This is a genomic window from Brasilonema octagenarum UFV-OR1, from assembly GCF_963888615.1.
Lineage (GTDB): Bacteria > Cyanobacteriota > Cyanobacteriia > Cyanobacteriales > Nostocaceae > Brasilonema > Brasilonema sennae.
Genome location: NZ_CAWPKW010000265.1, coordinates 1 through 25,072 on the forward strand (window position 1 = coordinate 1; position 25,072 = coordinate 25,072).

Genomic DNA, 25,072 nt, shown 5'->3' on the forward strand with positions numbered 1-25,072 from the left:
TCAGTAAGCTTTAGCTTACTTGAGTTTTAAGCCAAGAAATTTATTTCTTGGCGGATCCAAAAGCTGGTGCAAGATATGAGACTACAGATGTAAATTTAGAAAGTCAGATTTCATCTGGGTTGCTTAATTACGAATTACTAATTACGAATTACTATGAATTGGAGTGCTGCATTACCAACATTTTTCATTACCTTAAGAGAAGGTGTCGAAGCTGCTTTAGTTGTCGGAATCGTCTTTGCCTGTTTACAGCAAGCTGAACAACAAAGGTTGCATCGTTGGGTATACTTAGGTGTTATCAGCGGCACTTTAGCTAGTTTTGTTGTCGGTTTACTACTAAATCTGGGAATCCAAGGATTGCAGACATCTGATTTGCTGTATGCACCTGTCTTCAAGCAACTTTTCGAGGTGGGACTGGGCGTAATTGCGATCGCCATGCTCAGCTGGATGTTAATCTGGATGACACGACAAGCACGATTTCTTAAAGCGGAAATCGAAGGCTCAGTTAAAACTGCTTTAGGTGAAGACAATCGTGCAGCTTCGGCGATTTTCAGCTTAATTTTTATTGCCGTATTTCGGGAAGGTTTAGAAACGGCTTTGTTTATCGTCGCTAAGTTTCAAGAAGGTTGGACACCCGTACTTGGGGCAATAGGAGGACTAAGTATGGCAGTTCTCATCGGGATGCTACTGTTTAAGTGGAGTATCCGCATCAACTTGAGCAAATTTTTCCAGGTGATGGGCGTGTTCCTGCTGCTGATTGTCTCTGGATTAGTGATTTCTGCACTCCGCCATCTTGATGCGGCGGCGATCGCCTATACTCAAATTAATTCCTCAGTTGCTGATGCTTGCGGACAAGGAAATACTTCTTGTCTTTTAGGTGCCCAAGTTTGGGATCTCTCAGGTATTTTACCTGATCGACAGTTTCCTGGAATCTTGCTGAAAACTTTATTTGGCTATACGCAAAAACTCTATTTCGTTCAGGCTGTAGGATATCTTCTGTTTTGGGTGGTTGTGGGTAGCCTCTATTTCCGCAGTCTTAGCCAACCTACACAACTAAAGCCAGCCACCAAAGTTAATTAGGACTTATTTATATCATGTCCGTGGGAAAACCTCACCCTGCCCTGTCGGGCATCCCTCTCCTTATAAAGGAGAGGGAAAGATTTTAGCGCCGATTCAAGAGCGATCGCCCTCCTTAAAAAGGTGGGAATCTTAAAAGCCCCCTTTTTAAGGGGGTTGGGGGATCTCTTGTGCGTAAGTCCTAAAGATTGAAATTTAACCTTCTAGTCATACAATCTTGGTGTCCTCACATCCGGAAGTTTATGCGGTTTTTTACACACGGTCGCCGGTGGGTATTTCTAACGCTTTTTGTGATTGCAGTTATCGTAGCGTGTACAGCATCGCCTGGAAAACGTTCTGGGCAAACAACACAACAGCAAGCAACACAACATAATATGATCATATTTGTTGCGGATGGGCTGCGTCCAACTTGGATCAATCCTACCGATACCCCAAGCATGAATGAGATACGGGAACGGGGTGTCAAGTTTACCAATAGTCACTCTTTGTTTCCGACTTTTACGACTGCTAATGCTTCGGCGATCGCCACCGGTCACTATTTAGGCGATACTGGTGACTTTAGCAATACTATCCAAGTCAATGCCCCAGTCAAAAGTGCCAAAAACAGCCTTGTCCCCTTCTTAGAAAACAATGCTGTTCTCCAAGAAGTGAACAAACAATTTGGTGCTAACTACCTCAACGAACAAACTCTGCTAGAAGCTGCAAGAAAATCAAGTTTTAGCACTGCTGCAGTCGGAAAAATTGGACCAGTTTTGATTCAAGATGTGACTTTGCAAAAAGGTGAACCAACGATCATTTTTGATGACGCCACTGGGACACCCACAGGAATTTCCTTGAGTTCTGAAGTGAGTGAACAACTTGCCAAAAACTCGTTACCAACAGCAGCACCTTCACGCGGTGACAATGGCAAATCTGGCGACAGCAAGACTCCTGGTACTAAAGTTGCTAATACAACTCAGCAGCAATATTTTGCTGATGTGACGACTAAGGTGATTCTGCCAATGTTCAAGCAACGGCAAAAACCCTTTGTGTTCGTTTTCTGGTCTCGTGATCCAGACGGTACGCAGCATAATCACGGCGATAGTCTTAACCAGCTTGTTCCTGGTATTAATGGTCCGACAGTGCAAGCAGCGCGTCAGAATGTTGACAAAAACCTGGCTCAAATTCGCACTGCATTAAAGGATTTGGGTTTAGAAGAAAGCACAAATATATTCTTGACTGCTGACCACGGATTTTCGACAATTAGTAAGGAGAGTAAAACCAGTTATTCGGCGACGCTTTCTTATCCGGAGGTTCCAAAAGGTTTTATCCCACCTGGTTTTGTGGCGATTGATATTGCTCAGGAGTTGAAGTTACCTCTGTTTGACCCAGATAATAAGAATGCAGCTGTAGATCCTAGTATTGGACAGTTTTCTAAAAATAGTGTCATTGGGGAAGATCCCAAAAACCCAGATGTGATCCTTGCTGGTAATGGCGGTTCTGATTTACTTTACCTCCCAAATGCAGCAAACAAAAAAGCAACTGCCAAAAAGATTGTAGATTTGCTGCTGAAGCAGGACTATGTTAGTGGGATATTTGTGGATGATTCTTTGGGAGAAATTCCTGGGACTTTATCAATGGAGGCGATCGCTCTTCGAGGTGCAGCACGCACTCCCAAGCCATCCATCTTAGTCAACTTTCGTTCCTTCGATACAGGTTGCGGCAATCCTACAGCGTGTGGTGCGGAATTAGCCGATACACCTTTGCAGCAAGGACAGGGAATGCACGGTAGTTTTAGTCGTGCTGATACTTTCAACACAATGGCAGCAATTGGACCTGACTTTAAACAAGACTATGAAGACTTAGCTCCTGCAAGTAATGCAGATGTGGCAGTCACCATAGCGAAAGTACTGAAATTGAAGTTGTCCACTCAAGGTAAACTAGTTGGTCGAGTGTTAAATGAAGCGCTAGTTGGTGGATCTGATAACATTCAGTATAAATCTTTTACGCTGAAATCTCTATCTGCTGCTAACGGTTTAAAGACCATCCTCAAGTACCAAACAGTAGGAAGAACTCGCTACTTTGATGTTGCTGGATTCCCAGGTCGTACCCTTGGACTATAGTTAAACGACTTTGACACAGCATGTACTGTCTATCAGCGATTTTTGACTCATATTTCGGGAGTTGGTGTTGAGAATTAAATTCAATTACATACAACCCTTAGTTTCTGTGTTTGAATCAATCCCCAGTTCTGAATAGCTTTGTTGTAAACGTTCCCAGAGTTCAGTTATTTGCTGGTTGGCATCTTGTGGAGAGAGCTTTCCAAGAGTTTGTAAATTGCTAATGTAGCCAACTCGTGTTGCAAATTCTTGTAAATTAGCGTTGAACACTAAAGCCTCTGGCGTGAAGTTACCGTGGTAACTTCGTCTTTGATAAAGAAAGTCATATTTGTCTATTTGCCGTTTCATAATCCACCTCTTGGCTAAAAAATTTTTCTTATATCTTTATGTTTCTACACAACAACGATAAAAGCAAATATTTTTAATTGTTGTTTTCATAAATAAAAATGATTAAAGAAGAATGCAGAACTCAGAACTCAATTCTCTCGTTCCTACTCTGTAGTCTGATCTGTGTGTTCTAAAAAACATTACTTAGGTATGATGATTTACAGGACTTTATATGATGGATAACCTCTCGCAGCGCAAAAAAAACCCTGCACTGTCAATTTGTCAGGCAGGGGGTCTTCACAATCGTTGTTGCAGCATATGTTATAGCTGTCTGTTCAAACAAAGAATATTACGCAAGATTTGCTACTTCTTTACAAAACTTAACAAAAAGGTTGCTTTAACTCAGTTTTGTTTGCAGGACTTTAGATACACCCTGTGATAACAACTTCTCACGTATCTGATCCAAATTCCTTGGTTTTGGTGACTCAGTCAAAGTTTTTGGTTCCAGTTGAGTCCCAGAAGGTTGTTTACTAGATAGAGCAGCTGCAAATTGCTTGTAAAGCTCTGGGTTAACAGCAAAGTAAAAAGCTAGCTCTTGTCCTACCTCTTTCAATCGCTTTGGTAATTCTGTTTCTGTTGTTTGTAACAGTTTTGCAAGAGAAGATCGTAGCTTAGCGTTATCTCGACTTATTTCAGCAAAATTACCATCAACTTGACTGTCTGATAGTTGCTGGCCGAAGAGATGGACAAACGTATCGAGTCTGCCGTTATCTATAGATGGATGTGCTGTTAGGGCAAACGCTGGTGCAATGACTGAATTAGTGACATTATCAGGTAGTGGTGCAGCAAGTACTTTCTCTGCATTGACAATACCTTCACCAAAGAGATTGGGCTTCCATGTTGGAAATTTCTCACAACTGTCACGCAGAATCTGATTAAAAATGAAGGGAATCTTTTCCGCTCCATAACGTTGGATGAGTTGGTCGCGTCCATGATAGGATAACCACAAAGCAGCCACACCCGCCACTAGTGGTGCAGAAAATGAAGTACCAGAGCCTTGCAGAACATTATATTTGAACTCACCATTCTCCTTATCGGTTTTTGCATACCAAATTGAGTCCCCAGGGGCAGTCACATCTACTTGACTTCCCCGTGATGAACCCCACCAAATCTCACGTTTAGGATTACTACCAGCAACAGCAATAACTTCGTCATAAGCAGCAGGCCAAACTACGTAGGGAATCATAGTACCAGCGGCTGCTACAATAATGACGCCGCGTTTTTGAGCATATGTGATCGCAGTCCGCAGACGCTGGTTGAACAATCCAGTTCCTAAGCTAATTGAAAGAACATGGACACCATGAGTAGCCGCGTACTCAATCGCGTCAGCAAGATTAGTTACACTCAATAAAACGACTGAGTATGAGACTCGAAGGGGTACAACTTTGGCACCAGGTGCGACTCCCGTTACAGATTTTCCGGTTGGGTAATTGCTTTGTGCGCCTCTTTGGCTGATCATGACACTGGTTGTTGATGTGCCGTGACCTGGCTTGTTTATAATTTCGCCTAGATGTGTTTCGAGTTCGTCTGTTGGGTCTTTGTCGTTTTTGAGAAAATCGTAACTTTCTTTCAGGAGTAGATTTGCCACAATTTCTGGATGTTTCGTGTAACCTGTATCAGGAAGCCCAATGACAACCCCATGTCCTGGTGGTAGATTCGGATCAGGAAAAAAGCGTGACCATGTCTCTAAAACTCGAAGCTGCTTGAGACTCCACTCTACATCACTGCTTTCGTCTACAGCTGTTTGAAAAGCTGCAACTGTCTGTTTTGACTGTTGATTCCAGTCAGAAGACGGTAGAGGAACAGCAAATAATGGCTGTGCATCCACAACGCCCGGTTGAGAACGCAGATGATATGTTTTCTCCCAAGCTTCTTTGACTGATAGTGTATTTGCTTTTTTGCTGACTTCAAACTCGGTACGATTATCTCCAATCGATTTAAGCTTCCAATTTGAACCCAGTGTTTTGGTAACAATTTCTCGAACTCTGTCTTCCAATCCCGGCAGAACCATCTGGAGAAAAAAACCTTCAAACTTAGCACCCAAGTTATTTGAGTTGCTGAGTTGCTCGCGATCTGCCAATGGATGCAAGCTTTGCTTATCGCTCATACAATTTTCCTCTGGTGAAATCAGTTTTTAGCCTTAAATCTAATTCAGTGGTTAACTACACTGCAACGATTGATGATTACGGTGTCAGTTTTCCCTGAAAAGGTTTCTCCAGAACAGCGTGAAATAAAACGCAATACCGTTATCACGATTGCAATGTAGAGACATTGCATGTGAGGCAGTGCGTTGGGGAGCCACTACCGTGCGCGGGTTAAGCGCGTTGAGGCATGTGGCGTGAACCAGTACTGCAGGAGGGCAACGTCTCTACACACGTGGAATGGTTACCAATAATTTTTAATTGAAAAAAATGAGTAGAGCGTTTGTATTTGCGTAGATTCTACTCCAAAAAAAGAAGCCCCGGTTAAGGTAACCAGGACTTCTTTGAAGATTTTACGTTAACTACAAGCTTGAGATAGCTATTCATGCAAGGCTGTTGAAAATGGTAGCCCATAGAGTTCCCGCTACTCCAACACCAATGAATAGGTAAGTGAAAAAACGGCCTAATTCAGGGTTTGTTCCCAGTGCTTTATCTTCTTGACCTGCAGTGAAAAATAATGACCAAGCTTGATTAACAGTGATTACTTCAGATTTGTTGAAATCAGGTCTAAATACAACAGATCCAACAAGCTCGTTTTTAGGAAAGTTAAAGTCAGTTTTTGTAATCATTTGTCAACTCTTGATTTATACAAATTGGTCGTTTTCTAAAAATTCAGATTTGTTATTACAGACTTGCGATCCAATCAATCAAACCATGTCCTGTCAAAACTTCGAGCACTATGAGCGAGACAAAGCCAATCATTGCTAAACGTCCATTAAGTAGCTCTGCATACTCAGTGAAGCCAAACGTCTGTTCTTCATTCACGTACATTTTGGGTTCAATGGCGTAGCTGTTTAATCTGTTGCCTTCTTCTACAACGTAAGTGCGTCCTGTCATCGTTTTTTCCTCAATTTGTTTTTCTTGTTAATCAATGTAACAGATTGTAAAGAAACATTGCAAGTCGTTTACAGAAAAAATCATGAGTCAAAACCGTACTTAAGAGGTACGGAAAACCGTATTTAGGGGGCTGGGAGCAGGGGGCTGGGGGCTGGGAGTAGGGGGCTGGGGGCTGGGAGTAGGGAGCTGGGGGCTGGGAGTAGGGAGCAGGGAGCAGGGAATAAAAAGGTGCTTTACTACGTGAAGCACCTCCGTTTCTGTGGTCTGTGTCCCCTCTCCCTTCCCCAGTAGCTTTTGTCTCCCCTACACCCCTACACCCCTTTTCTTTGACCTGAATCTTCACACACAATAAATAATTTCTTATCGAACATTAATGTAATATTCCAATGCTGATTGAGCTTATAGTTCGCTTTCAAATCAAACCACTTGTATCAAAAAAGCAACAAAGGGTGAATATGCGTGATCACAACAAGCAGCAGAAATGGAAACGAAGGCGACAAACAAGTCGCATACTGCTATCGGGTTTCGTCAGTTTTCTCATCGTATTCGGTATTCATATTACGCTGACACTAGCGCAAGAAGCGGTTCCCCCAGTTCAGCAGACAAAAGGCAATAACCTAATCGCGCAGGTTTCCTCTAATGATGCGTGGCGTCAAGCTGCTGCGAACAATATCAACACATACCGCAAAGGTGATTTGACGGTCCTAGTGACCAATGCCAACGGTACACCTGTCCCTAATGCAGACGTACACGTTGCGATGAAGCGCCACGCCTACAACTTTGGTAGTGCAGTTGATGAAAACATTGTATACTCAGGCTCAACGAACCCTGATGCTAACAAGTATCGAGACAGTATCCCACACCTATTCAATCAAGCGGTCATCGAAAATGGTCTTAAGTGGTCAAAGTGGGACAACTTGGAGTTACGTCCACGAACCATCGAAACTCTCAAGTGGCTTAGGGACAAAAACCTGACAGTACGTGGTCACAATCTTGTCTGGCCGAGTTTCCAAAATTCGCCACCCAGCTTGGAAACCTTGTACAACAATACGCTGAAACAGCAAGGACAGGCAGCCGCCGATAAGGTTTTGCGCGATACTATCATTACCCACATCCGTGACGAGGTAGCGTATTTAAAGGGCCAGATAAACGACTGGGATGTTATCAATGAGCCATCTGACAATAACGCTTTTCAGAAAATTCTCGGTCAGTCGGTTCTTGTAGATTGGTTTAAAGCCGCTCATGAGGCAGATCCAAATGCCGTTCTCTACATTAACGAGAATTTCTATAACAATAGCACTCACGGTGACCAATATGAAAGTGAGATTCAGTACCTACTTAATAACGGAGCACCTTTAGGAGGTATTGGTATAGAATCTCACTTAATGGATGGTATTATTTCGATACCACAGTTAGTAAGCATCCTTGACCGCTTGGCTAAATTCAACCTTCCAATTAAAATTACTGAATTCGATATTTTTACCTCTGATAAGCAGTCACAGGCTAACATAACACGCGATTGTCTGACGGCTGTTTTTGGCCATCCGGCGACAAATGGCTTCATAATGTGGGGTTTTTGGGATCGTGCACAATGGTTTGAAAATGGACCAATCTATGACAGGGACTGGAACCTCAAGTTGAGTGGCAAGGTTTACATGGACTTGGTTTATAAGGAGTGGTGGACTGACGTGGTTGGCAAAACTGACGCCAATGGAGAATACAAAGTCCGGGGCTTCCTTGGAGACTATGAAGTTACCGCAAAGAATAACCTTGTAAGTAAAACAGTATCCACAACACTTTCACGCAACGGTACGAAGTTGACAATAGGAACCTAGCTTCGGATAGCAGTTGGCATACGGAGTACGCGATAACCGTTGGTGCGGGCGATCGCCCGTACCGCAATTCTTAACACGAGGATGCTAACGGTTCGGCTCATCTCGACTTCGCTCGATGCAAGTCGCTCACCGTTAGCCCTGAGCGTAGCCGAAGGGCTAAAAGCCCACACTTCCTTGACGGATAATTGTCGGTAGTTCACACAAAAACTAGAAGCATGATAGAAAAAGAGTTTCAAAAAGTAAGACCACGCAAAGTCTTTGCACAGCATTGGCTCAAAAGTGAAAAAGCTCTTAACGAAATTATTCAAGCTTCTCAGTTACAATCTACTGATTGCGTTCTGGAAATTGGTCCTGGTACAGGGATTCTGACTCGCCGTCTATTACCTTTGGTACAATCTTTGCTTGCAGTGGAAATAGACCGGGATTTGTGCGATCGCCTAACAAAACAATTCGGACGCCAAGAAAATTTCTTACTCGTGCAAGGAGATTTTCTAGAACTAGATTTACCTTCCTTATTATCACCTTTTGCGGCGTTTGGCAAGCAGAATAAAGTTGTAGCTAATATTCCTTACAATATTACAGGACCAATTCTAGAAAAACTTTTGGGGACAATTAGTAACCCAAACCCCCAACCTTATGACTTGATAGTACTGTTGGTACAAAAAGAAGTTGCCGAAAGGCTGGTCGCAAAACCAAGCTCAAGAGCATTTGGGGCGCTATCAGTACGAGTGCAGTATTTAGCAAAGTGCGAGTTAATTTCTACTGTCCCGGCTGGAGCATTCCAGCCACCACCCAAAGTAGACTCAGCAATCGTGCGCTTAGTCCCACGTCTTGTGGAACCACCAGCCACAGATACGCGACAATTAGAAACTTTGGTGAAGTTCGGCTTTGGATCAAAACGTAAAATGTTACGAAATAATTTGCAATCAGTTGTAGAGCGCGATCGCCTGTCACAATTACTGGAAAAATTAGAAATAAACCCTCAAGCTCGCGCTGAAGACCTCAGCGTTAGTCAATGGGTAACTCTAGCAAATGAGTTGTTAGTACTGAGTGATGAGTCCTGAGTTTTTTTCTACTTTCTCAGCATTAAGCGGTTAAAACAGTTATCAGTTATCAGTTATCAGTTGTTCACTGTTTACTGTTCACTGTTCACTGTCCACTGTTCACTGTTTACCCTTCGGGTTCGCCAGATGCCTACGGAGGGAAACCCTCCTGCAGCACTGGACTCACTGTTCACTGATTTGTTAAATATGCGTTCTTACACCCTTATCGCCCCTGCCAAAATTAACTTACATCTGGAAATTCTTGGTGCGCGTGCTGATGGATATCATGAGTTAGTCATGATACTTCAAAGTATAGATTTATCTGACGAAATTTCTGTACAAGCGAGCGATAGACAAGCTATCCGCGTTCGTTGCGACCATCCGGAAGTACCCGCAGATAATAGTAATATTGCATACAAAGCTGCGAATCTTATGGCGACAGAGTTTCCATCTAGCTTTGCCAAATATGGCGGCGTTGACATTACCATCAATAAGCGCATACCTGTAGCCGCTGGGTTAGCTGGAGGTTCGACGAATGCTGCAGCGGTGCTGGTAGGAATAGATTTACTCTGGAATTTAGGGCTAACTCAGTCAGAGTTAGAGGAATTGGGAGCACAACTCGGTTCAGATGTGCCGTTTTGTGTGGGCGGTGGAACAGCGATCGCCACAGGAAGAGGTGAGCAACTATCTGCGCTTCCCAGTTTAAACAACATATATATAGTATTAGCTAAATACCGTAGTCTTGCAGTCTCTACCCCTTGGGCATACAAAAGCTATCGAGAACAATTTGGTGATTCCTATCTTAATGATATCCACAGTTTGAGCGAACGCGCTGCAGCCATACACTCTGGACCAATAGTGAAAGCGATTCTCAATCAGGACGCAACGGAAATTGCTCAAAAGCTGCATAATGATTTAGAGCGCGTGGTGTTACCAGAGTATCCGCAAGTCTTACAATTGCGGGAGACATTTGCTAGCGCTGGTGTTTTGGGGACAATGATGTCTGGTTCTGGTCCTAGTGTATTTGCTATTTGCGAGTCGCAACAGCAGGCTGAACAAGTGAAGCTTCGTGTGAGGGAGACTATTCCTGATGAAGATTTAGAATTGTTTGTGACTCGCATGACTTCACATGGAATTCAGATAGCATCGTCAGTGTAAGGATAAGATAGCCGGAAACAGGCAAAGGACGCGAAGATTTTATGAGTGACGAAAATCTAACACAACAAACAGAAGCTCAAACGCAGGTTCAATCAAGTCCCTTACGTTGTGTGATTGGGGCAATGATTTCGGGAGCACTTGGGTATGGATTATACTCTCTAATGATTGCCACAGCGACAAGTTTTGCAACCAAACCCATTCATTCAGATAACGTTATAGTACTGAAGCTTTCTTCTGCAGTGCGTACCTTAGTTGTGGGTGTTATGGCATTAGGAACTGCAGTATTTGCGATAGTGGCGATCGGGTTACTGGCTTTGGGGGTGCAGTTGTTGGTGCAGCAATTGACAAAGCAGAAGAGCTGATGCGTGAATGCGTGAATTTGAGCAAAGCGAGTATGGTAACACTACAACTCAAACAAATCAGTTATCAGTTATCAGTTGTTCACTGTTCACTGTTTTAAAACTTGGGCAAAACTAAGAAGAAATCAACATATTGAGTGGATACAGGCAAGATTAGCAAATTATTGAAAGCAAAATCTTACTCCCTTCCGGTGCTTAAAAATACCTGCTTTTTTAACCGCAGAGACGCAGAGGACACAGAGAGAGGAAAAAATGACCATAGGTGTTTGGATATTAGGCGACCAACTTTGGCTAGAACAAGCAGCACTGCAAAGTTGTCAAGATAAAGTGCCTGTGATTATGATTGAGTCGCTGCGTCATGTCCAAGAACGCCCTTACCATCGACAAAAGCTGGTGTTGATTTGGTCTGCAATGCGACATTTTGCTGAAGAATTACGAGAATTTGGTTATTCAGTCACATACAAATTAGCAGAAGATTTTGAAACACCACTCCAAGAATGGATTAAGGAAAACCAAATAACTGAGTTGCGGGTGATGACGCCAAATGATAAACCATTCACCCAAATGATTCAAAAATTGGCTTCTTTAGATTGCACAATTACTCTTATTCCTAACAATCATTTTTTATGGAGTGTCGAAAAGTTTACAACCTGGGCGAAACGTCGTAAAAGTTTAAGAATGGAAGGCTTTTATCGAGACGGACGGCGACGTTTTAAAATTTTGATGGAGGGAGATAAGCCAGTTGGGGGAGAGTGGAATTTTGATAAACAGAACCGTAAACCGCCAAAAGGTACGTTGAATACGCCAGCAACCAAGTGGTTTGAACCAGATGAGATTACTCAGGATGTGATTGCACACGTTAAATCTCTTTGTTTTCCACTTTACGGAGAAGTAGAACCGTTTCGCTGGGGAGTCACTCGTTCTCAAGCACTCGAAATATTAGACTGGTTTATCAAAAATCGTCTACCAGAGTTTGGTCCTTACCAGGATGCAATGGTGACAGGGGAAGAGACAATGTGGCACTGTATGCTATCCCCGTATCTGAATATTGGGTTACTCCAACCTCTAGAAGTTATTCAAGCAGCAGAGAAAGCTTACCATCAAAACCAACTATCTCTCAACAGCATAGAAGGTTTCATCCGTCAAGTTATGGGTTGGCGGGAATATATGCATGGCATTTACCATTTTGTGAGTGCAGACTATCCAGAAAAAAATTACTTTGAACACACCCAACCTTTACCTGAGTTTTTCTGGACGGGTGACACGAAGATGAATTGTCTGCACCAGATACTCACTCAGTTGCTACGTACTGGTTATGCTCATCATATCCAGCGGCTGATGGTTTTGAGTAATTTTGCTCTGATTGCAGGTCTTTCGCCCCAAGCGGTAGAAAATTGGTTTCATGCCATGTTTATTGATGCTTATGACTGGGTGATGCAGACAAATGTGATTGGTATGGGGCTATTTGCTGATGGTGGAATCTTGGCATCAAAGCCTTACGCTGCATCTGGGAACTATATAAACAAGATGAGTGATTATTGTAAGGGATGTGCTTATAATCCTAAAGAACGTGTCGGCAAAAACGCTTGTCCTTTCAATTTTTTCTACTGGGATTTTCTTTTGCGTCACAGCTATCAACTTCAGTGTCAAGGACGGATGAGCTATATTTTGGAACATCTTAAGCGAATGTCTGAACAAGAGTTAAAAACTATCCGTCAGCAAGCGCGAGATTGGCATGTGCAACAATTATCTGGAGAAAAAATTTAACAGCTGCTGATTAACGAGAAATTTCCTGATGGGCAAACTAAATCTGAGGTTAAAAAACCTTTTTCTAATTGTGATAGTTCCTCAATAAATCCCTAGCTGTTCCGCCACATCTCTCAAGACTGTATAAGTCGGTAGGGTTGTGGGGGAATTTTTTTGTTAACGTGTCTGTGGTAGATTAATTTTACGTGAGTTCGACGGGTTGAAAAAGGTACAAAAAAAGCTGAGACTGTATTTAGACAAAAATACGCATAACGTCTGAGCAATGGAAACTGTAGTATCTCGGTTAGATGTGACACAGATTTTCTGTGACGTGGATGACTTCTGCTGCTTATGGGATAGGATGTCGCAACAAGCACCACAGTTGCCAGCGATCGCAGCTGAGGCTATTACGTCTAGATTATCCAGATTTTTGTGGTTTTATGAAGTGGCTTATGATTTAATATTGCTATATACAGTGGCTTTCTATACTTTTTATATTTTTCCTCTCTCATAAGTTAGAAAAATATGGGGAAATCGTGCAAAAACATTTTTCTTAACCAACTCTCAAAACTACGCTTAATTGGTAAAGTAAAGATTATTACATTGACAATTGCGTGTATTGTAGTAGCCACTTTAATAACCAAACATCAAACAGAACATTCTGCCACATCATCTTCTAGGCAAGCGTTCCATTCACTTACCACTCCTGCAAAACTTCCTGTCCAGGTTTCTGCTACATCATCTCCCAAGGAAGCGTTCCATTCACCTACGACTCCTCCAAAACTTCCTGACTGGGCTATTGCCAAGTCACTGCCCATTCCCTTTCGTCAAGCGACACAACATTCAGAAGTTGTTTACAATCTCAAAACACCTCCAAAATTTAAGCAGAGTCAGGAGTTGCAAGCAATTGTCAACGATGTTGTAAATCTTACGACTGCTAAAGATCTGCCCAAAAAGGCTTTATCTATTACCTTGATAGATGCAAAAACTGGTGAGACTGGGGCATATCAGCAAGATACACCGAGATATCCAGCCAGCGTAGTCAAGTTATTTTGGATGGTAATTTTATATGCTCAAATAGAAAGCAATCTTTGGAAAAATGAACAAGATTTTACTCCTTATCTAGCGAAGATGATTAAGGAGTCTGATAATGAGGCTGCTAGCTTCATTCTTGACGAAGTGACAGATACGCACTCTGAACCAGAACTAGAGAGTGAAAAATTGAAAATTTGGAAAAACAAACGTCAACAAGTTAACCGATTTTTCGAGAAAGCAGGTTACAACCATATTAATATTAGCCAAAAAACATTTCCGATAGACTACCTCAATCTTTCAGAACCCGAAGGCAGCGAATTGCAAATATTAGGCAATCCAATTTGGAATTGGAATAAGATCACAACCGAACAGGGAGCCAGACTATTGTACGAAATTTGTTACGCAGGTCAAGCTGTTTCTCCACAAGCTAGCAAAAAAATGTGCGCTTGGCTAAAAAGAGATTTCAATCCCAAAGTTTTGCAAAAAAAACAGCTAGAATCTGATGGATTTAACCCTGTTGAAACCTTTTTTGGTGAGTCTTTATCTAAAACTAATGCCCAATTTTATTCTAAGGCTGGCTGGGTTTCTCTTTCCCGCGCGGAGACTGCAATGATTACCACAGGAAATAGTGGAGCTACTTATGTTTTGACAATTTTTGCTGAGGATTCGGCATACGCCAATGATACACAAATTTTTCCACAGATCTCTCGTCTTGTTTATAACCGTATGACTTCTCGCAATTCGAGGTCAATGCCCAAAAGCGGAGTTCCAAATGAAAAATTATAAATCAAAATAAAACATTCCAGATATTTATACACAGAATCAAATTTTCTCACTGCAAAAATCCTAAATAGTTGTATCCTAAGTCTTGAATCAAGATAAGAAACAAAAGAATGTCCTTAAATCAGCAACAAAACTCTCAGAGTATCAACCTGTCTACAGCTACCTGTATTGTAGTAGCCAATATGATTGGTACAGGCGTATTTACTAGCTTAGGTTTCCAAGTTGTAAATATCAAATCTATTTTTGCGCTTCTATTTTTGTGGTTCCTAGGAGGCATTTTCGCCTTATGTGGTGCTTTGTCTTACAGCGAACTAGGAGCAGCAATGCCACGCAACGGTGGTGAGTACTATTATTTATCTCGTATTTATCATCCCATCATCGGCTTTTTATCGGGATGGGTATCGGTGACAGTAGGCTTTGCAGCACCAATTGCAGCTGCTGCAATGGCTTTAGGACAGTATTTAAAAAGCGTGTTTCCCATCCTTCCCTCAATCCCAATAGCTTTATTAGTCGTGGTTGGAGTTTCCTTAATTCACACTCAAAATCTGCGATTTGGCAGTAAGTTTCAACTCATATTCACTGTGCTCAAAGTACTGTTGATAGTTGTGCTGATAATTTGTGGTTTTCTGTTGGCAAAACCACAACCATTAAGCTTTGTACCTACAGCAGCAGATGTCGAGACAATTTTCAGTTCTCCGTTTGCGATTTCTCTTGTGTATGTCATCTATTCTTATTCAGGCTGGAATGCAGCTATTTATTTAGGCAATGAGGTTCAACAACCAGAAAAAAATTTACCCCGTGCTTTAATTCTTGGAACTCTTATTGTTCTGGTGTTATACTTGCTGCTGAATTTAATGTTTTTGTATACTACACCGATAGAAAAATTAGCAGGACAAGTTGAGGTGGGTTACATAGCTGCCAATCAGTTTTTTAGCATAAATGGGGCAAAGATAATGGGGTTACTCATTTCTGTAGGACTCATTTCTTCAATAAGTTCAATGGTGTTAGCTGGACCTAGAGTTACCCAAGTTATTGGCGAAGATATCCCCTTATTTAAAGTACTTGCCAAAAAGAATGCTCAGGATATTCCTTACTATGCAATTATCCTTCAATTATTTTTGGTGACAGTTTTACTTATTACTTCTAGTTTTGAGGCAATCATTACTTATCTAGGATTCACTCTAACTTTATCTTCGTTTCTCACTGTATTAGGGGTGTTCGTTGCTAGAATCAGATATCCTGACATACCCCGACCTTATCGTACTTGGGGCTATCCTATTACACCCATTATCTTTTTAGCAATTAGTATGTGGATGTTGGTCTTTATTTTGCTTGATAAACCAGTTGAATCTTTAGCAGGATTTGCAACTTTAGCTATCGGTATAGTTGTTTATCTATTCACAACTAAAAATAAAGTGAATTTTTCTTAAGGAGTCTTGATTTGCGAAATAAATCACAAAGAATTATAGTACTACGATTTCATTTCTAAAAGTGGGTCGTACAAATGCCCAATAGTGAAGTCAGAAAAAAATTACCTAGTTGCTCAAAAATAGAATAAGAGTCTTGTCGGTATTGAGTAAAAAACTACATATTTTTAAAACATCTGAACAAAAAATGAAAAAAACAAACATTATCTTCCTTTTTATCGTTTGTAGCGTTCTTTGTAGTGCAAGTTACTTTATCATGAACTGGGTTTATGGAAACCAAATCAAGAAAGACAATACAATCAGCAAGCAAGAAAATCAGCAATCAGTCTCCGTAAACTTAACTCCTCAAGCTTCGCCAAAACCAACTCCAACATTCGACCAAGCAAAATCTGACAAATTTACGAACACAGCTAAATTCCTTGCTGGTATGAATGTAGATAGTAAAAGTCCCTTATCTCAATTCCAAAAGAATGAAAGTTGGCAAGATCATCGCCGATTTTTTGATAATACTTGGTCAAAATTAGAAAATCAACAATTAACGAAAGTTAGAAAATGGTCGCAGCAAGAACTTAAGCAAATTAATTATAAGTCTATTTTTTATCCCTTCAGCGGACCTGATTTTTTATATGCTTATTCTTTTTTTCCAAAAGGCAATAAATACGTACTAGTGGGTTTAGAACCAGTGGGTAGCCTTTTTGATTTGGCTAGTCTTTCAGAGAGTAAGCGCGATTTGAAGTTGCAGGAAGTCAGAGGTTCTCTTTATGCAATTTTGCGATTTAGCTTTTTCCTCACGAATGAAATGAAGGTAGACTTACAGAAACAAGGAGTTTTACCGATTTTGTATGTATTTCTGGCACGTACTGAAAATCGTATCCTTGATGTACAACAGATTGGATTAGACACAGATGGTAAAGTCCAGCCATTCCAAAAAGGTATGGTTTCCGGAGTCAAGATGACGTTTGTCCCAAAAGGAAAATCTCAAGCTGATACTCTGTATTATTTCTCAACTGATTTATCAGATGATGGACTGAAAAAACGACCTGAGTTTAAAAAATTTGTTGGTCAATTAGACAATAAAGTTACTTATCTCAAAGCTGCATCGTATTTGATGTACTACGAAACTTTTTCCGATATTAAAAAGTTAATTTTGACTCAAAGTAACTATGTATTGCAAGATGATTCTGGTATGCCTTTCAAAGCTTTTGACAATTCAAAATGGAACTTAAATTTGTATGGCAATTATACCAACCCTATTGGTTTGTTTGCAAACCGCTATCAAGCTGATTTGAGGAAAGTTTATATAACAAATAAGAGTATTAAGCCTCTGAGTTTTGGAGTTGGTTACAAATTTGGAGTGAATGATTCAAATTTAATGTTAGCAGAGGCAAAAAAAACTCAGAAACCGTAAAATAGCACAGATGAATACAGACAAATTTGTAGTGCTCTGCTAATCAGCGCTAGAATAAGTGTGCAATTTTAATGCGTTAGAGAGTAATTATACATCTTAAAATTGAACGCCGGATGTTGTCCACCAATTGCTTGGGAGACGATGTTTTGGCAAATTTTTAAGCCATTTTGACTGTTCGTTAAAATCACGATTCCTGTGCCTAATTCTCTGGAAGCCAGTGTAAAACATTTAAATGTAGTGAGATCGCCCCAATGCCAAAAGAAAGAAGTATCTTTCACTTTTTCCAATCCCCAACCTAAGCCCCAAGATAGAGACTGATTAAATTGAATTTGCGATCGCATCATCTCATTTAAGCTCGTTTCTGTTAGTCTAGGACTATCAGCCTCACCTGGCTTCATCAGAACGGTAAGAAATTGGGCATAGTCACTGGCAGTCGTTCGTAAACTTCCAGCTACACTTACTCGTTTCGGTTTACTTGTAGGTATGGGTTTACCCTGGCGATCATGTCCGTCACTAGCAGTTGTTTGGTAAGCTGGTTGCCAGATGAAGCTACTGCTGTTCATTCCCAAGGGTTCTAAAATCTGCTTTTGTAAATACTCGCTTAGAGGTTGTTGGATTATCTCTTCTACGACTTTCTGTAAGTAGAGATAGCCTTCTCCTGAGTAATTAAATCTTGTACCTGGAGAAAACTCAATCTTGAGAGGATCATCACCACTCCAATTTGGAAAACCTGTGGTGTGAGATAGTACCATGCGAGTAGTGATAAGTTTAATTCTCGGGTCAGAAATATAGGGTTTAGCAGTATATTCTGTTAATGGAGTATCTAAATTTAGTTTCCCCTGTTCCACCATTTTAAAAACTGTGTAAGCAAATAAAGGCTTACTCAAGGAAGCAGCGGCAAATACAGTATCGTTAGTGACAGGATTTTTCGTAGATCTATTCTTTACCCCAAAGCCGCGACTCCAAAACAGTTGTCCATCCCGAATAATTGCTAAGTCTAAACCAGGAATTAACGCACCTTGCATCCACACAGGAACTTGGGTTTCTAGATTGGCAATAACCTTATCTGTCGCCGAAACGGAACGGTTACGCTGTAGACTAATTAAACTTAAAGTAGAAAGACCGATTAAAGCTTTAATACCGTGATTAAGTAATTGCCTGCGGAAGAAAATTTTGGACATTCTAGACTAAAAATATTGAAGTGACAGTCATTTTCAAAGACATCGACCACAATAAATGCCTAGCTGTTCCCCCAGATCTCTCAAGAGTGTACAAGTCGCTTAGAGTTGTGGGGAAATTTTTTTGTTAACGCGTCTGTGGTGGATTAACTTTGGGGTTGTTTATTTGATGTCGTCGCAGAGAGTGCGATCGCTCTTATCAACCTTCGGGTTATTCTTGAGATAATTACGTGCTATGTTGCAACCTTGTTTTAGTAAATCATCTAAACCCAAACTCAAAACCAACTTGCCATCATTGCCAGCAACAATAAGAGGTTCACTGCTAGGGATGAAACTAGTATCCGAAATTGAGGAAAGCGTGGCTGTTTTGAACCAAAGACCGTTAGGGAGATAAAGCTGTGTTCGCCTGAACCCAACGCCATCGTAAGCAAGTATCTTGCCATCTAAGCTGAAATTTAGGGCATTAATCGGATTATCACTATATAATGTGGTATCCTGCTGGAAATTTTCAATTTCTCTCCCGTCACTGCTGTTCCAAAGCTTAACAGTGCCGTCATCACTAGCTGAGGCAATGGTCTTGTTATCGGGGCTGAAACTCAGGCTTGTGACTCTCTGGGTATGCTTATCGATTGTTTGGCGCGGAGTGCCGTTACTATTCCAGATTTTCAAAGTTTTGTCATCACTACCAGAGGCGATCGTCTTGCCATTAGGGCTGAAACTGACGCTGTTAACTTTACCGCTATGCTTTTTAATGGTTTTGATTAGATTACCATTACTGTTCCAAATTTTCACAGTTTTGTCATCACTACCAGAGGCGATCGTCTTACCATCAGGACTGAAACTGACGCTGTTGATCCAGTCACTGTGTCCTTTAAGGGTTGCTTGTAAAATACCATTAAGATTCCAGAGTTTTATGGCATTATCTTTACTAGCAAAGACAACTATTTTGCCATTTGGACTAAGGGCAACTCTTTTACCATCTGGACTTAAGCCACTGAACTCACCATTTCCTCGAAGAGTTTTAAGTTCTTTGCCGTCACTGCTCCATACTCTCACTGTATAGTTATCCCTATACTGTCTACCCGAGAATTTGGCGAAATCACTGACAGAAGTTATGACCTTGCCATCTTCACTGAAACGGACTAGATGATAATCTGAATTCTGAATGTTCTCTCGATCACTCTGCTTCAGCTGTTGGATAAAACGACCGTCTTTGCTACTCCAAAGTTTAACTGTATTGTCTTTACTTGCTGAGGCAATGGTTTTACTATCACGGCTAAAACTGACGCTATAGACTGCACCACTGTGTCCGCGAAGAGTGTTGATGCGATAGCCATCACTGGTTCTCCAGTAGGGATTGCCATCACTGGTTCTCCAAAGGATTACGGTACTGTCATTACTTGCAGTGGCAATCATTTTGCCATCATGGCTGAAACTCAAGTCATTAATTTCATCGTTATGTCCTTTGAGGGTTACAAGCAAATTCCCCTTAAGACTCCAAAGTTTGACAGTATTGTCACCATTGATTGACGCAATAGTTTTTCCATCAGGACTGAAACTAACGCTTTTGATGCCATAGTTATCAATGGTTTTAAGCAAATGACCATCTTTACTCCGCCAAAGTATTATCTGGCTGTTCTGAGGTCTGTTTTTACTACTGCTTACAGAAGCAATAATGCTGTCATCACGACTGAACTCGACGCTTGTAACGTTATCTGGATGTCCAGTCAAGGTTTTGATCAGCTTACCGTCACGGTGCCAAAGTTTCACCACGTTATCATCACCAATAGAGGCAATCATTTGGCTATCACGACTGAAAGCTACTTCTTCAACATTCTTAGTATGTCCAGTCAAGGTTTTGATCGGCCTACCGTCACGATGCCAAAGTTTCACCGTGTTATCACCAATAGAGGCAATAATTTGGCTATCAGGACTGAAGCTAATGCTGTTGACGCTACCTGTGTGTCCAGGCAAGTTTTTCAGCAAGGTACCGTCACTACTCCACAGTTGCACTAAATTATCGCTACTGCCAGTGGCAATTAGCTGATTGTCAGGACTGAAGTTAATACTAGTGATACTACTGTGATCTCCTTTTAAAATAGTTTCTTTACCATTAAGACTCCAAAGTTTGACAATATCTTCAGCACTAGCAGTAGCAAGAGTTTTGCTATCAGGGCTAAAACTGAGGATTGAACTATCTGCTGGAATCGTTTTGAGTTGTTTACTGTCATGCTGCTGGAGCGTTACTGTGTTATCGTTAGTAGTACCAGTAGCAATAATCTTGCCATCAAAGCTATACCTTACTTTGGGTCTTGTGCTGCTGTTACTAGTAAAAGCCTCAACGTTCCAAAGTTTTACAGTTTTGTCTTGACTTGCTGATGCCAGCAATTTGCCATTAGGGCTAAAAGTTATATGGGTAATACTGTCGTTGTGTTCTAAACGTATTAAAGGGCAGCCAACTTGTTCTGATTGTGCAAGGAATAATGTGTTCTTTTCATCTGAGGTATCATCGTAAGCTAGAAATTCACCTTTAGAGTTGAAACTAGCGGTATGAAGGCTGATCTTACGACAACCATTACTATTTTTGATCAAAGTACTCTTAAAAGGATCGTTAATAGACCAAAGCTTTACTGTCCCATCTTTATTAGCTAGAGTGATACTCTGACTATTGGGGCTGAAACGCATAGTTATGGCACCATAGTTATCAATAGAGCTCCTTGGTGTGCCATTAAGATTCCAAAGTTTTACGGTGTCGTATTGACCACCTGTAGCTAACATCTTGCTGTTAGGACTGAAACTAAGTGTTGTCACCTGGTCACTAAGCCCTTTTATAGTCGCAATCTTTGTACCATCGATACTCCAGATTTTTACGGTTTTGTCTCCACCTGCTGTGGCTAGCATCTTGCTGTCAGGGCTGAAAATGACGTTGGTAACACCGCCTTTGTGCGCTTGCCAACTACTAATCTCTTGAATTTCTTTGCCATCAAGTTTCCAGAGTTTCACTGTATTGTCTTTACTCGCTGTGGCTAACATCTTGCCGTTGGGACTGAAGCTAGTGTTTGTCACAGTATCAGTATGCGTTTCTAAAGATTTAATGAGGGTGCCATGAATATCCCAGAGTTTGACGGTTTTATCCTTACTTGCTGTAGCTAGTACTTTACCATTAGGGCTGAAGCTAATGTGCGTAACAGCATCCTTATGCCTTTCCAAACGATTAAGTTCAGTTACTGAACTAACTGCCTGATTCAGTTGTGCCGAAATTGTGAGTTGTGTTCCAGGTATTGCTACAAATGGTAACTGTTGTAGTATTTTCCCTGCTTTTAAAGCTAATACCAGTTGATTGAGCTGTTTGTTCTGTGCTGAGGATGAACTGAGACTTGTAAGGTACAAATTTATTCCAACTGTTGTTGCTGTTATTGCAACTCCAGTAATGATCGCTAAGAATCCTATTAGGGTAAATGTTGCTCGACGCGCATCTCGCAATTGCTTTTTCAGTGCTTGATTTAGCTTCGCTTCTGTTAACTTTCGTTGCTCTCTCTCCTTTTCTAATTCTGCAATCAATCGCTCTGATTGCTGCTGACGAACAAAGGGAACCAAATAATCATGTACTAACTGATAGCGGTCAGCCGGAACTGCTGGTATTTTAAATACTAACCCCGATTTCACTAAAATTAATAAAACTAAATCGAGTGTTTCAGCTTTTACCTCTAGCTCTAATTCCAAATCAGCACGAGTTTTTAAGGGACGAGTGTTGTTTTCATTTGTGAGCAAATACAACACCAGTTTTGCGATTTGCTCGTTTTCAGCACCGCAATCTTTGACGACTTCTTCTAAAAATCTTCCTACTAATTCTTCTTTAGGACCATGTTCTTGATATTGTGCCAGCGTTTTTATTTTCTCTGTTTGCAGTTGCGTCCCTACTACCTGCAACTCAATCGGGCGGATTTCGCCAAAGTCACCGGCTAAATCGTCTACTAATGCATCAATGAGTTCTGCGTCTAATAATAATTTGGTTGTTTGAGTAAAGCTTTGAATAAGTGCTTTGGCATCTTTTCGGGAAAAATTACCTAAATAATAAAGAACATCTTTATCCAGAATGTTGTTATTAATAACTTCTAAATTCGTGAGGCGATCGTTACACTCTAAGAGATAATATAAATAATCTTCTCGCAATGCCAAGATGACTCTGGCATGGGGTACATCTAAGCATTCCCGCAAAAAGTTATAAAAAGTGAGTCTTTGTTTTGGATCTTTGTAAACGAAGAAAAATTCTTCAAATTGGTCGAAGATTAAAACTGTTAGGAGTTCATCATCTGCATTTGTTTGCAATTGGTTGAGGATGGAGTTGGCTGCATCTGTTGTTTCCTTCTCGTTGATAGGGAGAGGGTTAGATGTAAAACTTTTGGTATCGCTTACACCTAACCCCCCTAGCCCCCCTTCCCTGCTAGGGAAGGGGGGAGTTTGTCTCCCCTCCCCTTGTAGGGGAGGGGTTGGGGGAGAGGTTCGTCTTTGGGGAAGCGCCTCAGCTAAGCGATCGCCCAGTTCCCGAAGCCAATCAGGATAAACTTGCTGTAGAACAGGTACAACATCACGAGTACCAATTGCTCTATTTTTCAACACTGGTATTAAGCCAGCTTGCAAAATCGAACTTTTGCCAACACCAGATTGTCCATAAATAATCGTCAGCTTGTGATCCGGGCGGGCTACGCGTTCGACGAGACGTTTGATATCTTGCTCTCTTCCTGTTGCAGCGATTTCTTGAGCAACTGTCTGTTGCTGTTCTACCAGAACTAAAGTGGGGTTTGTCACCTGTTGCTTTGGCTGTAATCGTCCCGCACCAATAAAAGCACGGATACCATACGTTTGCTCGTTGGATCGCAGTTCTAATTTAATATGAAATGCTTTGAGATATTCACCTTGTTGAAAGTAACAGTCGCGTAACTCGCACAAAATCTGAATGTAAAGCTCTGGTTCGTACTGTGCTTTAGTTCGTGCTTTAGCTGTTTCTAGGGTAGTTATGGCTTCTTTTTTCTCGCCAAGTGCGATTTGTGCCTTTGCTAAGGTAAATAAATACCAACCTTGGTGAGACGATTGCTCCCATTCTAAATCGGCAATTGTTTCTGATGATACAGAATTTTCTGCGGTGGATGCTGCACTATCCAAAATTGCCAAAGCTTGTTTTGCTGCTTCTTGAGCTTCTTTCCAAGCGGATTTAGCAACTGCTACCTCAGCCAAAAAACCATAAGCTCTCGCCAGTCTAAACTGATGGGGATAGGTTTGATGCAAAGCTATTGCTTTACGAGCAACGGGTTCTAATTCATCCCAGCACTGCATACGTTGCAGCACTCCTCCCAAACCATTGATAAAATTAGCTACTAAATCTTGGCGGTTAGCTTGTTCAAATACGGTTATACATTCTTGAAAATAATCTTTAGTAGTGGCATGAGCGCGTTCGCTCTCCACATGATTTAATACAGCATAAGTACGCCACCACAAGCCCATGCAGTAAAGTAGACAAGCGCGTTGCTCTAGCAATTTGGGAAGTGGGGAGTTGGTGTTCGGCAAAAGTGCTAAACTACGCTCGTAATGTTGCCGAGACTCCTCCAAACCACGAGTATCTCGACCTAAGACAAACTCTAAACTCGCTTCAATTTCTGGATGTAACGTGACGCCACGATTTTGCAATTCTACTCGCGCTAACTCTAACTCGGTGCGTCGTGGAGAACCAATTCCCAAATTAAGGGCGGCGTTATCGAGAAATCTCCCTGCGCCCACTTCTAAAACTTTGGCAAAAACTTCATCAGCCGTTTGCTGGATATATTGAATCAAATCTTCAGTAGGGATAGCAAACTCAACTGTTGTTGTCCAGCTTTGGAAGTCAGGCGCTAAACGAATCAGCTTTTGCACCGCCTCATCTGTTACCCAAAACACTATAGGAAAGGGGAAATTTTTGCGAAACTCTTCCCTGACTTGGTTTGCACCTCTGAGCATCAAATCAATCGCTTTTACCGACTCTAAGCCAGAGACAATTAACGCTTCGGGATGCTCGTTACCCAGTTCTGCTTGAATTGTTGTGTAGAGAGTTGTAACAGACTGCTCCAAAATTATCTCACGAATTTTCACAGAACAAGATGCTTGCAATTCTTGTGTCAGCCGCCGTCGCAAACTCGCAGAATTACAGAGTGCCAAAATCAGCGAAAATTCTCCTCTAGAACTTTCAATCGCCCAAGTTAACTCTTGTAAGGAATTTTCGTTAAAAGCTGCAATCTCTTTGATTTGCCCCTGCTGATTCATCATATTGAGTTATTAGTTGTTAGTCAGTTAGTAGTTAGTTAGTAGGGTGGGCATTGCTCAGAAAAACCTACGTGATATTTGAAATCGATGAGCAATGCCCACCTTAGAGAAAACCACTGTAAGTGGGTGGACAGAATTAAACTAATGGTGGGCATTGCCAGCAAAAAGTTACGTTCTACGAGAAAATCTATTTTAGGCAATGCCCACC

At 41.3% G+C, this 25,072-nt stretch carries 18 protein-coding genes; 11 read left to right on the forward strand and 7 right to left on the reverse strand.

Translation table 11 applies throughout. The annotated features are described in order from the left end of the window. Positions 1-153: 153 nt before the first annotated feature. The gene (locus AC5590_RS21900; RefSeq protein WP_169265530.1) at positions 154-1,077 is read left to right on the forward strand and encodes an FTR1 family iron permease; all 924 of its coding nucleotides are present in this window, start codon (positions 154-156) and stop codon (positions 1,075-1,077) included. Between the two features lie 239 nt (positions 1,078-1,316). Further along, entirely contained in the window at positions 1,317-3,176 is a 1,860-nt protein-coding gene (locus AC5590_RS21905) for an alkaline phosphatase family protein (RefSeq protein WP_169265531.1), read from the forward strand. 84 nt (positions 3,177-3,260) lie between these two features. On the opposite strand, the gene AC5590_RS21910 is transcribed toward AC5590_RS21905, so the two are convergent. The 4 genes from AC5590_RS21910 to AC5590_RS21925 form a co-directional block, all read right to left on the reverse strand. Further along, positions 3,261-3,521 (reverse strand): DUF7219 family protein, encoded by a 261-nt coding sequence (locus AC5590_RS21910; protein ID WP_169265532.1) that lies wholly within the window; start codon positions 3,519-3,521, stop codon positions 3,261-3,263. A gap of 376 nt (positions 3,522-3,897) precedes the next feature. Then, a complete protein-coding gene (locus tag AC5590_RS21915; protein WP_169265533.1) occupies positions 3,898-5,667 on the reverse strand; it encodes a S8 family peptidase in 1,770 nt (589 codons plus the stop codon). A gap of 417 nt (positions 5,668-6,084) precedes the next feature. After that, on the reverse strand, positions 6,085-6,330 hold the full coding sequence (locus AC5590_RS21920; RefSeq protein ID WP_169265534.1) for a hypothetical protein: 246 nt from the start codon (positions 6,328-6,330) through the stop codon (positions 6,085-6,087). A 55-nt stretch (positions 6,331-6,385) separates the two neighbouring features. Continuing rightward, positions 6,386-6,598, reverse strand: coding sequence for a CAB/ELIP/HLIP family chlorophyll-binding protein (locus AC5590_RS21925; RefSeq protein ID WP_169265535.1), 213 nt, complete (start codon positions 6,596-6,598; stop codon positions 6,386-6,388). Positions 6,599-7,053: 455 nt separating this feature from the next. Here AC5590_RS21925 and AC5590_RS21930 point away from each other — a divergent pair, with 455 nt between their 5' ends. Next, positions 7,054-8,433, forward strand: a complete 1,380-nt coding sequence (locus tag AC5590_RS21930) for an endo-1,4-beta-xylanase (RefSeq protein WP_169265536.1) — start codon at positions 7,054-7,056, stop codon at positions 8,431-8,433. Here AC5590_RS21930 and AC5590_RS21935 read toward each other — a convergent pair. Beyond that, on the reverse strand, positions 8,430-8,633 hold the full coding sequence (locus tag AC5590_RS21935) for a hypothetical protein (RefSeq protein ID WP_169265537.1): 204 nt from the start codon (positions 8,631-8,633) through the stop codon (positions 8,430-8,432). The two genes, AC5590_RS21930 and AC5590_RS21935, sit on opposite strands and share 4 nt — an antisense overlap. A 15-nt stretch (positions 8,634-8,648) precedes the next feature. Between AC5590_RS21935 and rsmA the strand changes: the two genes are divergently transcribed. From rsmA to AC5590_RS21975, 8 genes are all read left to right on the forward strand, one after another. Further along, the gene (gene rsmA / locus AC5590_RS21940; RefSeq protein ID WP_169265538.1) at positions 8,649-9,497 is read left to right on the forward strand and encodes a 16S rRNA (adenine(1518)-N(6)/adenine(1519)-N(6))-dimethyltransferase RsmA; all 849 of its coding nucleotides are present in this window, start codon (positions 8,649-8,651) and stop codon (positions 9,495-9,497) included. A 186-nt stretch (positions 9,498-9,683) separates the two neighbouring features. After that, on the forward strand, positions 9,684-10,634 hold the full coding sequence (ispE, locus tag AC5590_RS21945) for a 4-(cytidine 5'-diphospho)-2-C-methyl-D-erythritol kinase (protein WP_169265562.1): 951 nt from the start codon (positions 9,684-9,686) through the stop codon (positions 10,632-10,634). Between the two features lie 41 nt (positions 10,635-10,675). Further along, positions 10,676-10,996 (forward strand): DUF3082 domain-containing protein, encoded by a 321-nt coding sequence (locus tag AC5590_RS21950; protein WP_169265539.1) that lies wholly within the window; start codon positions 10,676-10,678, stop codon positions 10,994-10,996. 249 nt (positions 10,997-11,245) lie between these two features. After that, complete coding sequence (locus tag AC5590_RS21955; RefSeq protein ID WP_169265540.1) at positions 11,246-12,760, forward strand: cryptochrome/photolyase family protein; 1,515 nt, start codon at positions 11,246-11,248, stop codon at positions 12,758-12,760. A 262-nt stretch (positions 12,761-13,022) separates the two neighbouring features. Next, a complete protein-coding gene (locus tag AC5590_RS21960) occupies positions 13,023-13,253 on the forward strand; it encodes a hypothetical protein (protein WP_169265541.1) in 231 nt (76 codons plus the stop codon). An 11-nt stretch (positions 13,254-13,264) separates the two neighbouring features. Then, positions 13,265-14,560 carry a serine hydrolase gene (locus AC5590_RS21965; RefSeq protein ID WP_169265542.1) on the forward strand — a complete coding sequence of 432 codons (1,296 nt, stop codon included), beginning with the start codon at positions 13,265-13,267 and terminating at the stop codon, positions 14,558-14,560. 107 nt (positions 14,561-14,667) lie between these two features. Beyond that, complete coding sequence (locus AC5590_RS21970) at positions 14,668-15,987, forward strand: APC family permease (protein ID WP_169265543.1); 1,320 nt, start codon at positions 14,668-14,670, stop codon at positions 15,985-15,987. A gap of 109 nt (positions 15,988-16,096) precedes the next feature. Beyond that, the gene (locus tag AC5590_RS21975) at positions 16,097-17,392 is read left to right on the forward strand and encodes a hypothetical protein (RefSeq protein ID WP_248277247.1); all 1,296 of its coding nucleotides are present in this window, start codon (positions 16,097-16,099) and stop codon (positions 17,390-17,392) included. A gap of 68 nt (positions 17,393-17,460) precedes the next feature. Here the strand turns inward: AC5590_RS21975 and AC5590_RS21980 are convergent, their stop codons facing one another. Both AC5590_RS21980 and AC5590_RS21985 read right to left on the reverse strand, forming a co-directional pair. Next, a complete protein-coding gene (locus AC5590_RS21980; protein ID WP_169265544.1) occupies positions 17,461-18,573 on the reverse strand; it encodes a serine hydrolase domain-containing protein in 1,113 nt (370 codons plus the stop codon). A 159-nt stretch (positions 18,574-18,732) separates the two neighbouring features. Continuing rightward, entirely contained in the window at positions 18,733-24,867 is a 6,135-nt protein-coding gene (locus tag AC5590_RS21985) for a WD40 domain-containing protein (protein ID WP_169265545.1), read from the reverse strand. Between the last annotated feature and the right edge of the window lie 205 nt (positions 24,868-25,072).

Bases quoted from the DNA above. Each gene is read 5' to 3' on its own strand.
- AC5590_RS21905 (WP_169265531.1), top strand. From the start codon at position 1,317: ATGCGGTTTTTTACACACGGTCGCCGGTGGGTATTTCTAACGCTTTTT.
- AC5590_RS21970 (WP_169265543.1), top strand. From the start codon at position 14,668: ATGTCCTTAAATCAGCAACAAAACTCTCAGAGTATCAACCTGTCTACA.
- AC5590_RS21900 (WP_169265530.1), top strand. From the start codon at position 154: ATGAATTGGAGTGCTGCATTACCAACATTTTTCATTACCTTAAGAGAA.
- AC5590_RS21955 (WP_169265540.1), top strand. From the start codon at position 11,246: ATGACCATAGGTGTTTGGATATTAGGCGACCAACTTTGGCTAGAACAA.
- AC5590_RS21915 (WP_169265533.1), bottom strand. From the start codon at position 5,667: ATGAGCGATAAGCAAAGCTTGCATCCATTGGCAGATCGCGAGCAACTC.
- AC5590_RS21930 (WP_169265536.1), top strand. From the start codon at position 7,054: ATGCGTGATCACAACAAGCAGCAGAAATGGAAACGAAGGCGACAAACA.
- AC5590_RS21985 (WP_169265545.1), bottom strand. From the start codon at position 24,867: ATGATGAATCAGCAGGGGCAAATCAAAGAGATTGCAGCTTTTAACGAA.
- AC5590_RS21925 (WP_169265535.1), bottom strand. From the start codon at position 6,598: ATGACAGGACGCACTTACGTTGTAGAAGAAGGCAACAGATTAAACAGC.
- AC5590_RS21980 (WP_169265544.1), bottom strand. From the start codon at position 18,573: ATGTCCAAAATTTTCTTCCGCAGGCAATTACTTAATCACGGTATTAAA.
- rsmA (WP_169265538.1), top strand. From the start codon at position 8,649: ATGATAGAAAAAGAGTTTCAAAAAGTAAGACCACGCAAAGTCTTTGCA.
- AC5590_RS21960 (WP_169265541.1), top strand. From the start codon at position 13,023: ATGGAAACTGTAGTATCTCGGTTAGATGTGACACAGATTTTCTGTGAC.
- AC5590_RS21950 (WP_169265539.1), top strand. From the start codon at position 10,676: ATGAGTGACGAAAATCTAACACAACAAACAGAAGCTCAAACGCAGGTT.
- AC5590_RS21920 (WP_169265534.1), bottom strand. From the start codon at position 6,330: ATGATTACAAAAACTGACTTTAACTTTCCTAAAAACGAGCTTGTTGGA.
- AC5590_RS21910 (WP_169265532.1), bottom strand. From the start codon at position 3,521: ATGAAACGGCAAATAGACAAATATGACTTTCTTTATCAAAGACGAAGT.
- AC5590_RS21965 (WP_169265542.1), top strand. From the start codon at position 13,265: ATGGGGAAATCGTGCAAAAACATTTTTCTTAACCAACTCTCAAAACTA.
- ispE (WP_169265562.1), top strand. From the start codon at position 9,684: ATGCGTTCTTACACCCTTATCGCCCCTGCCAAAATTAACTTACATCTG.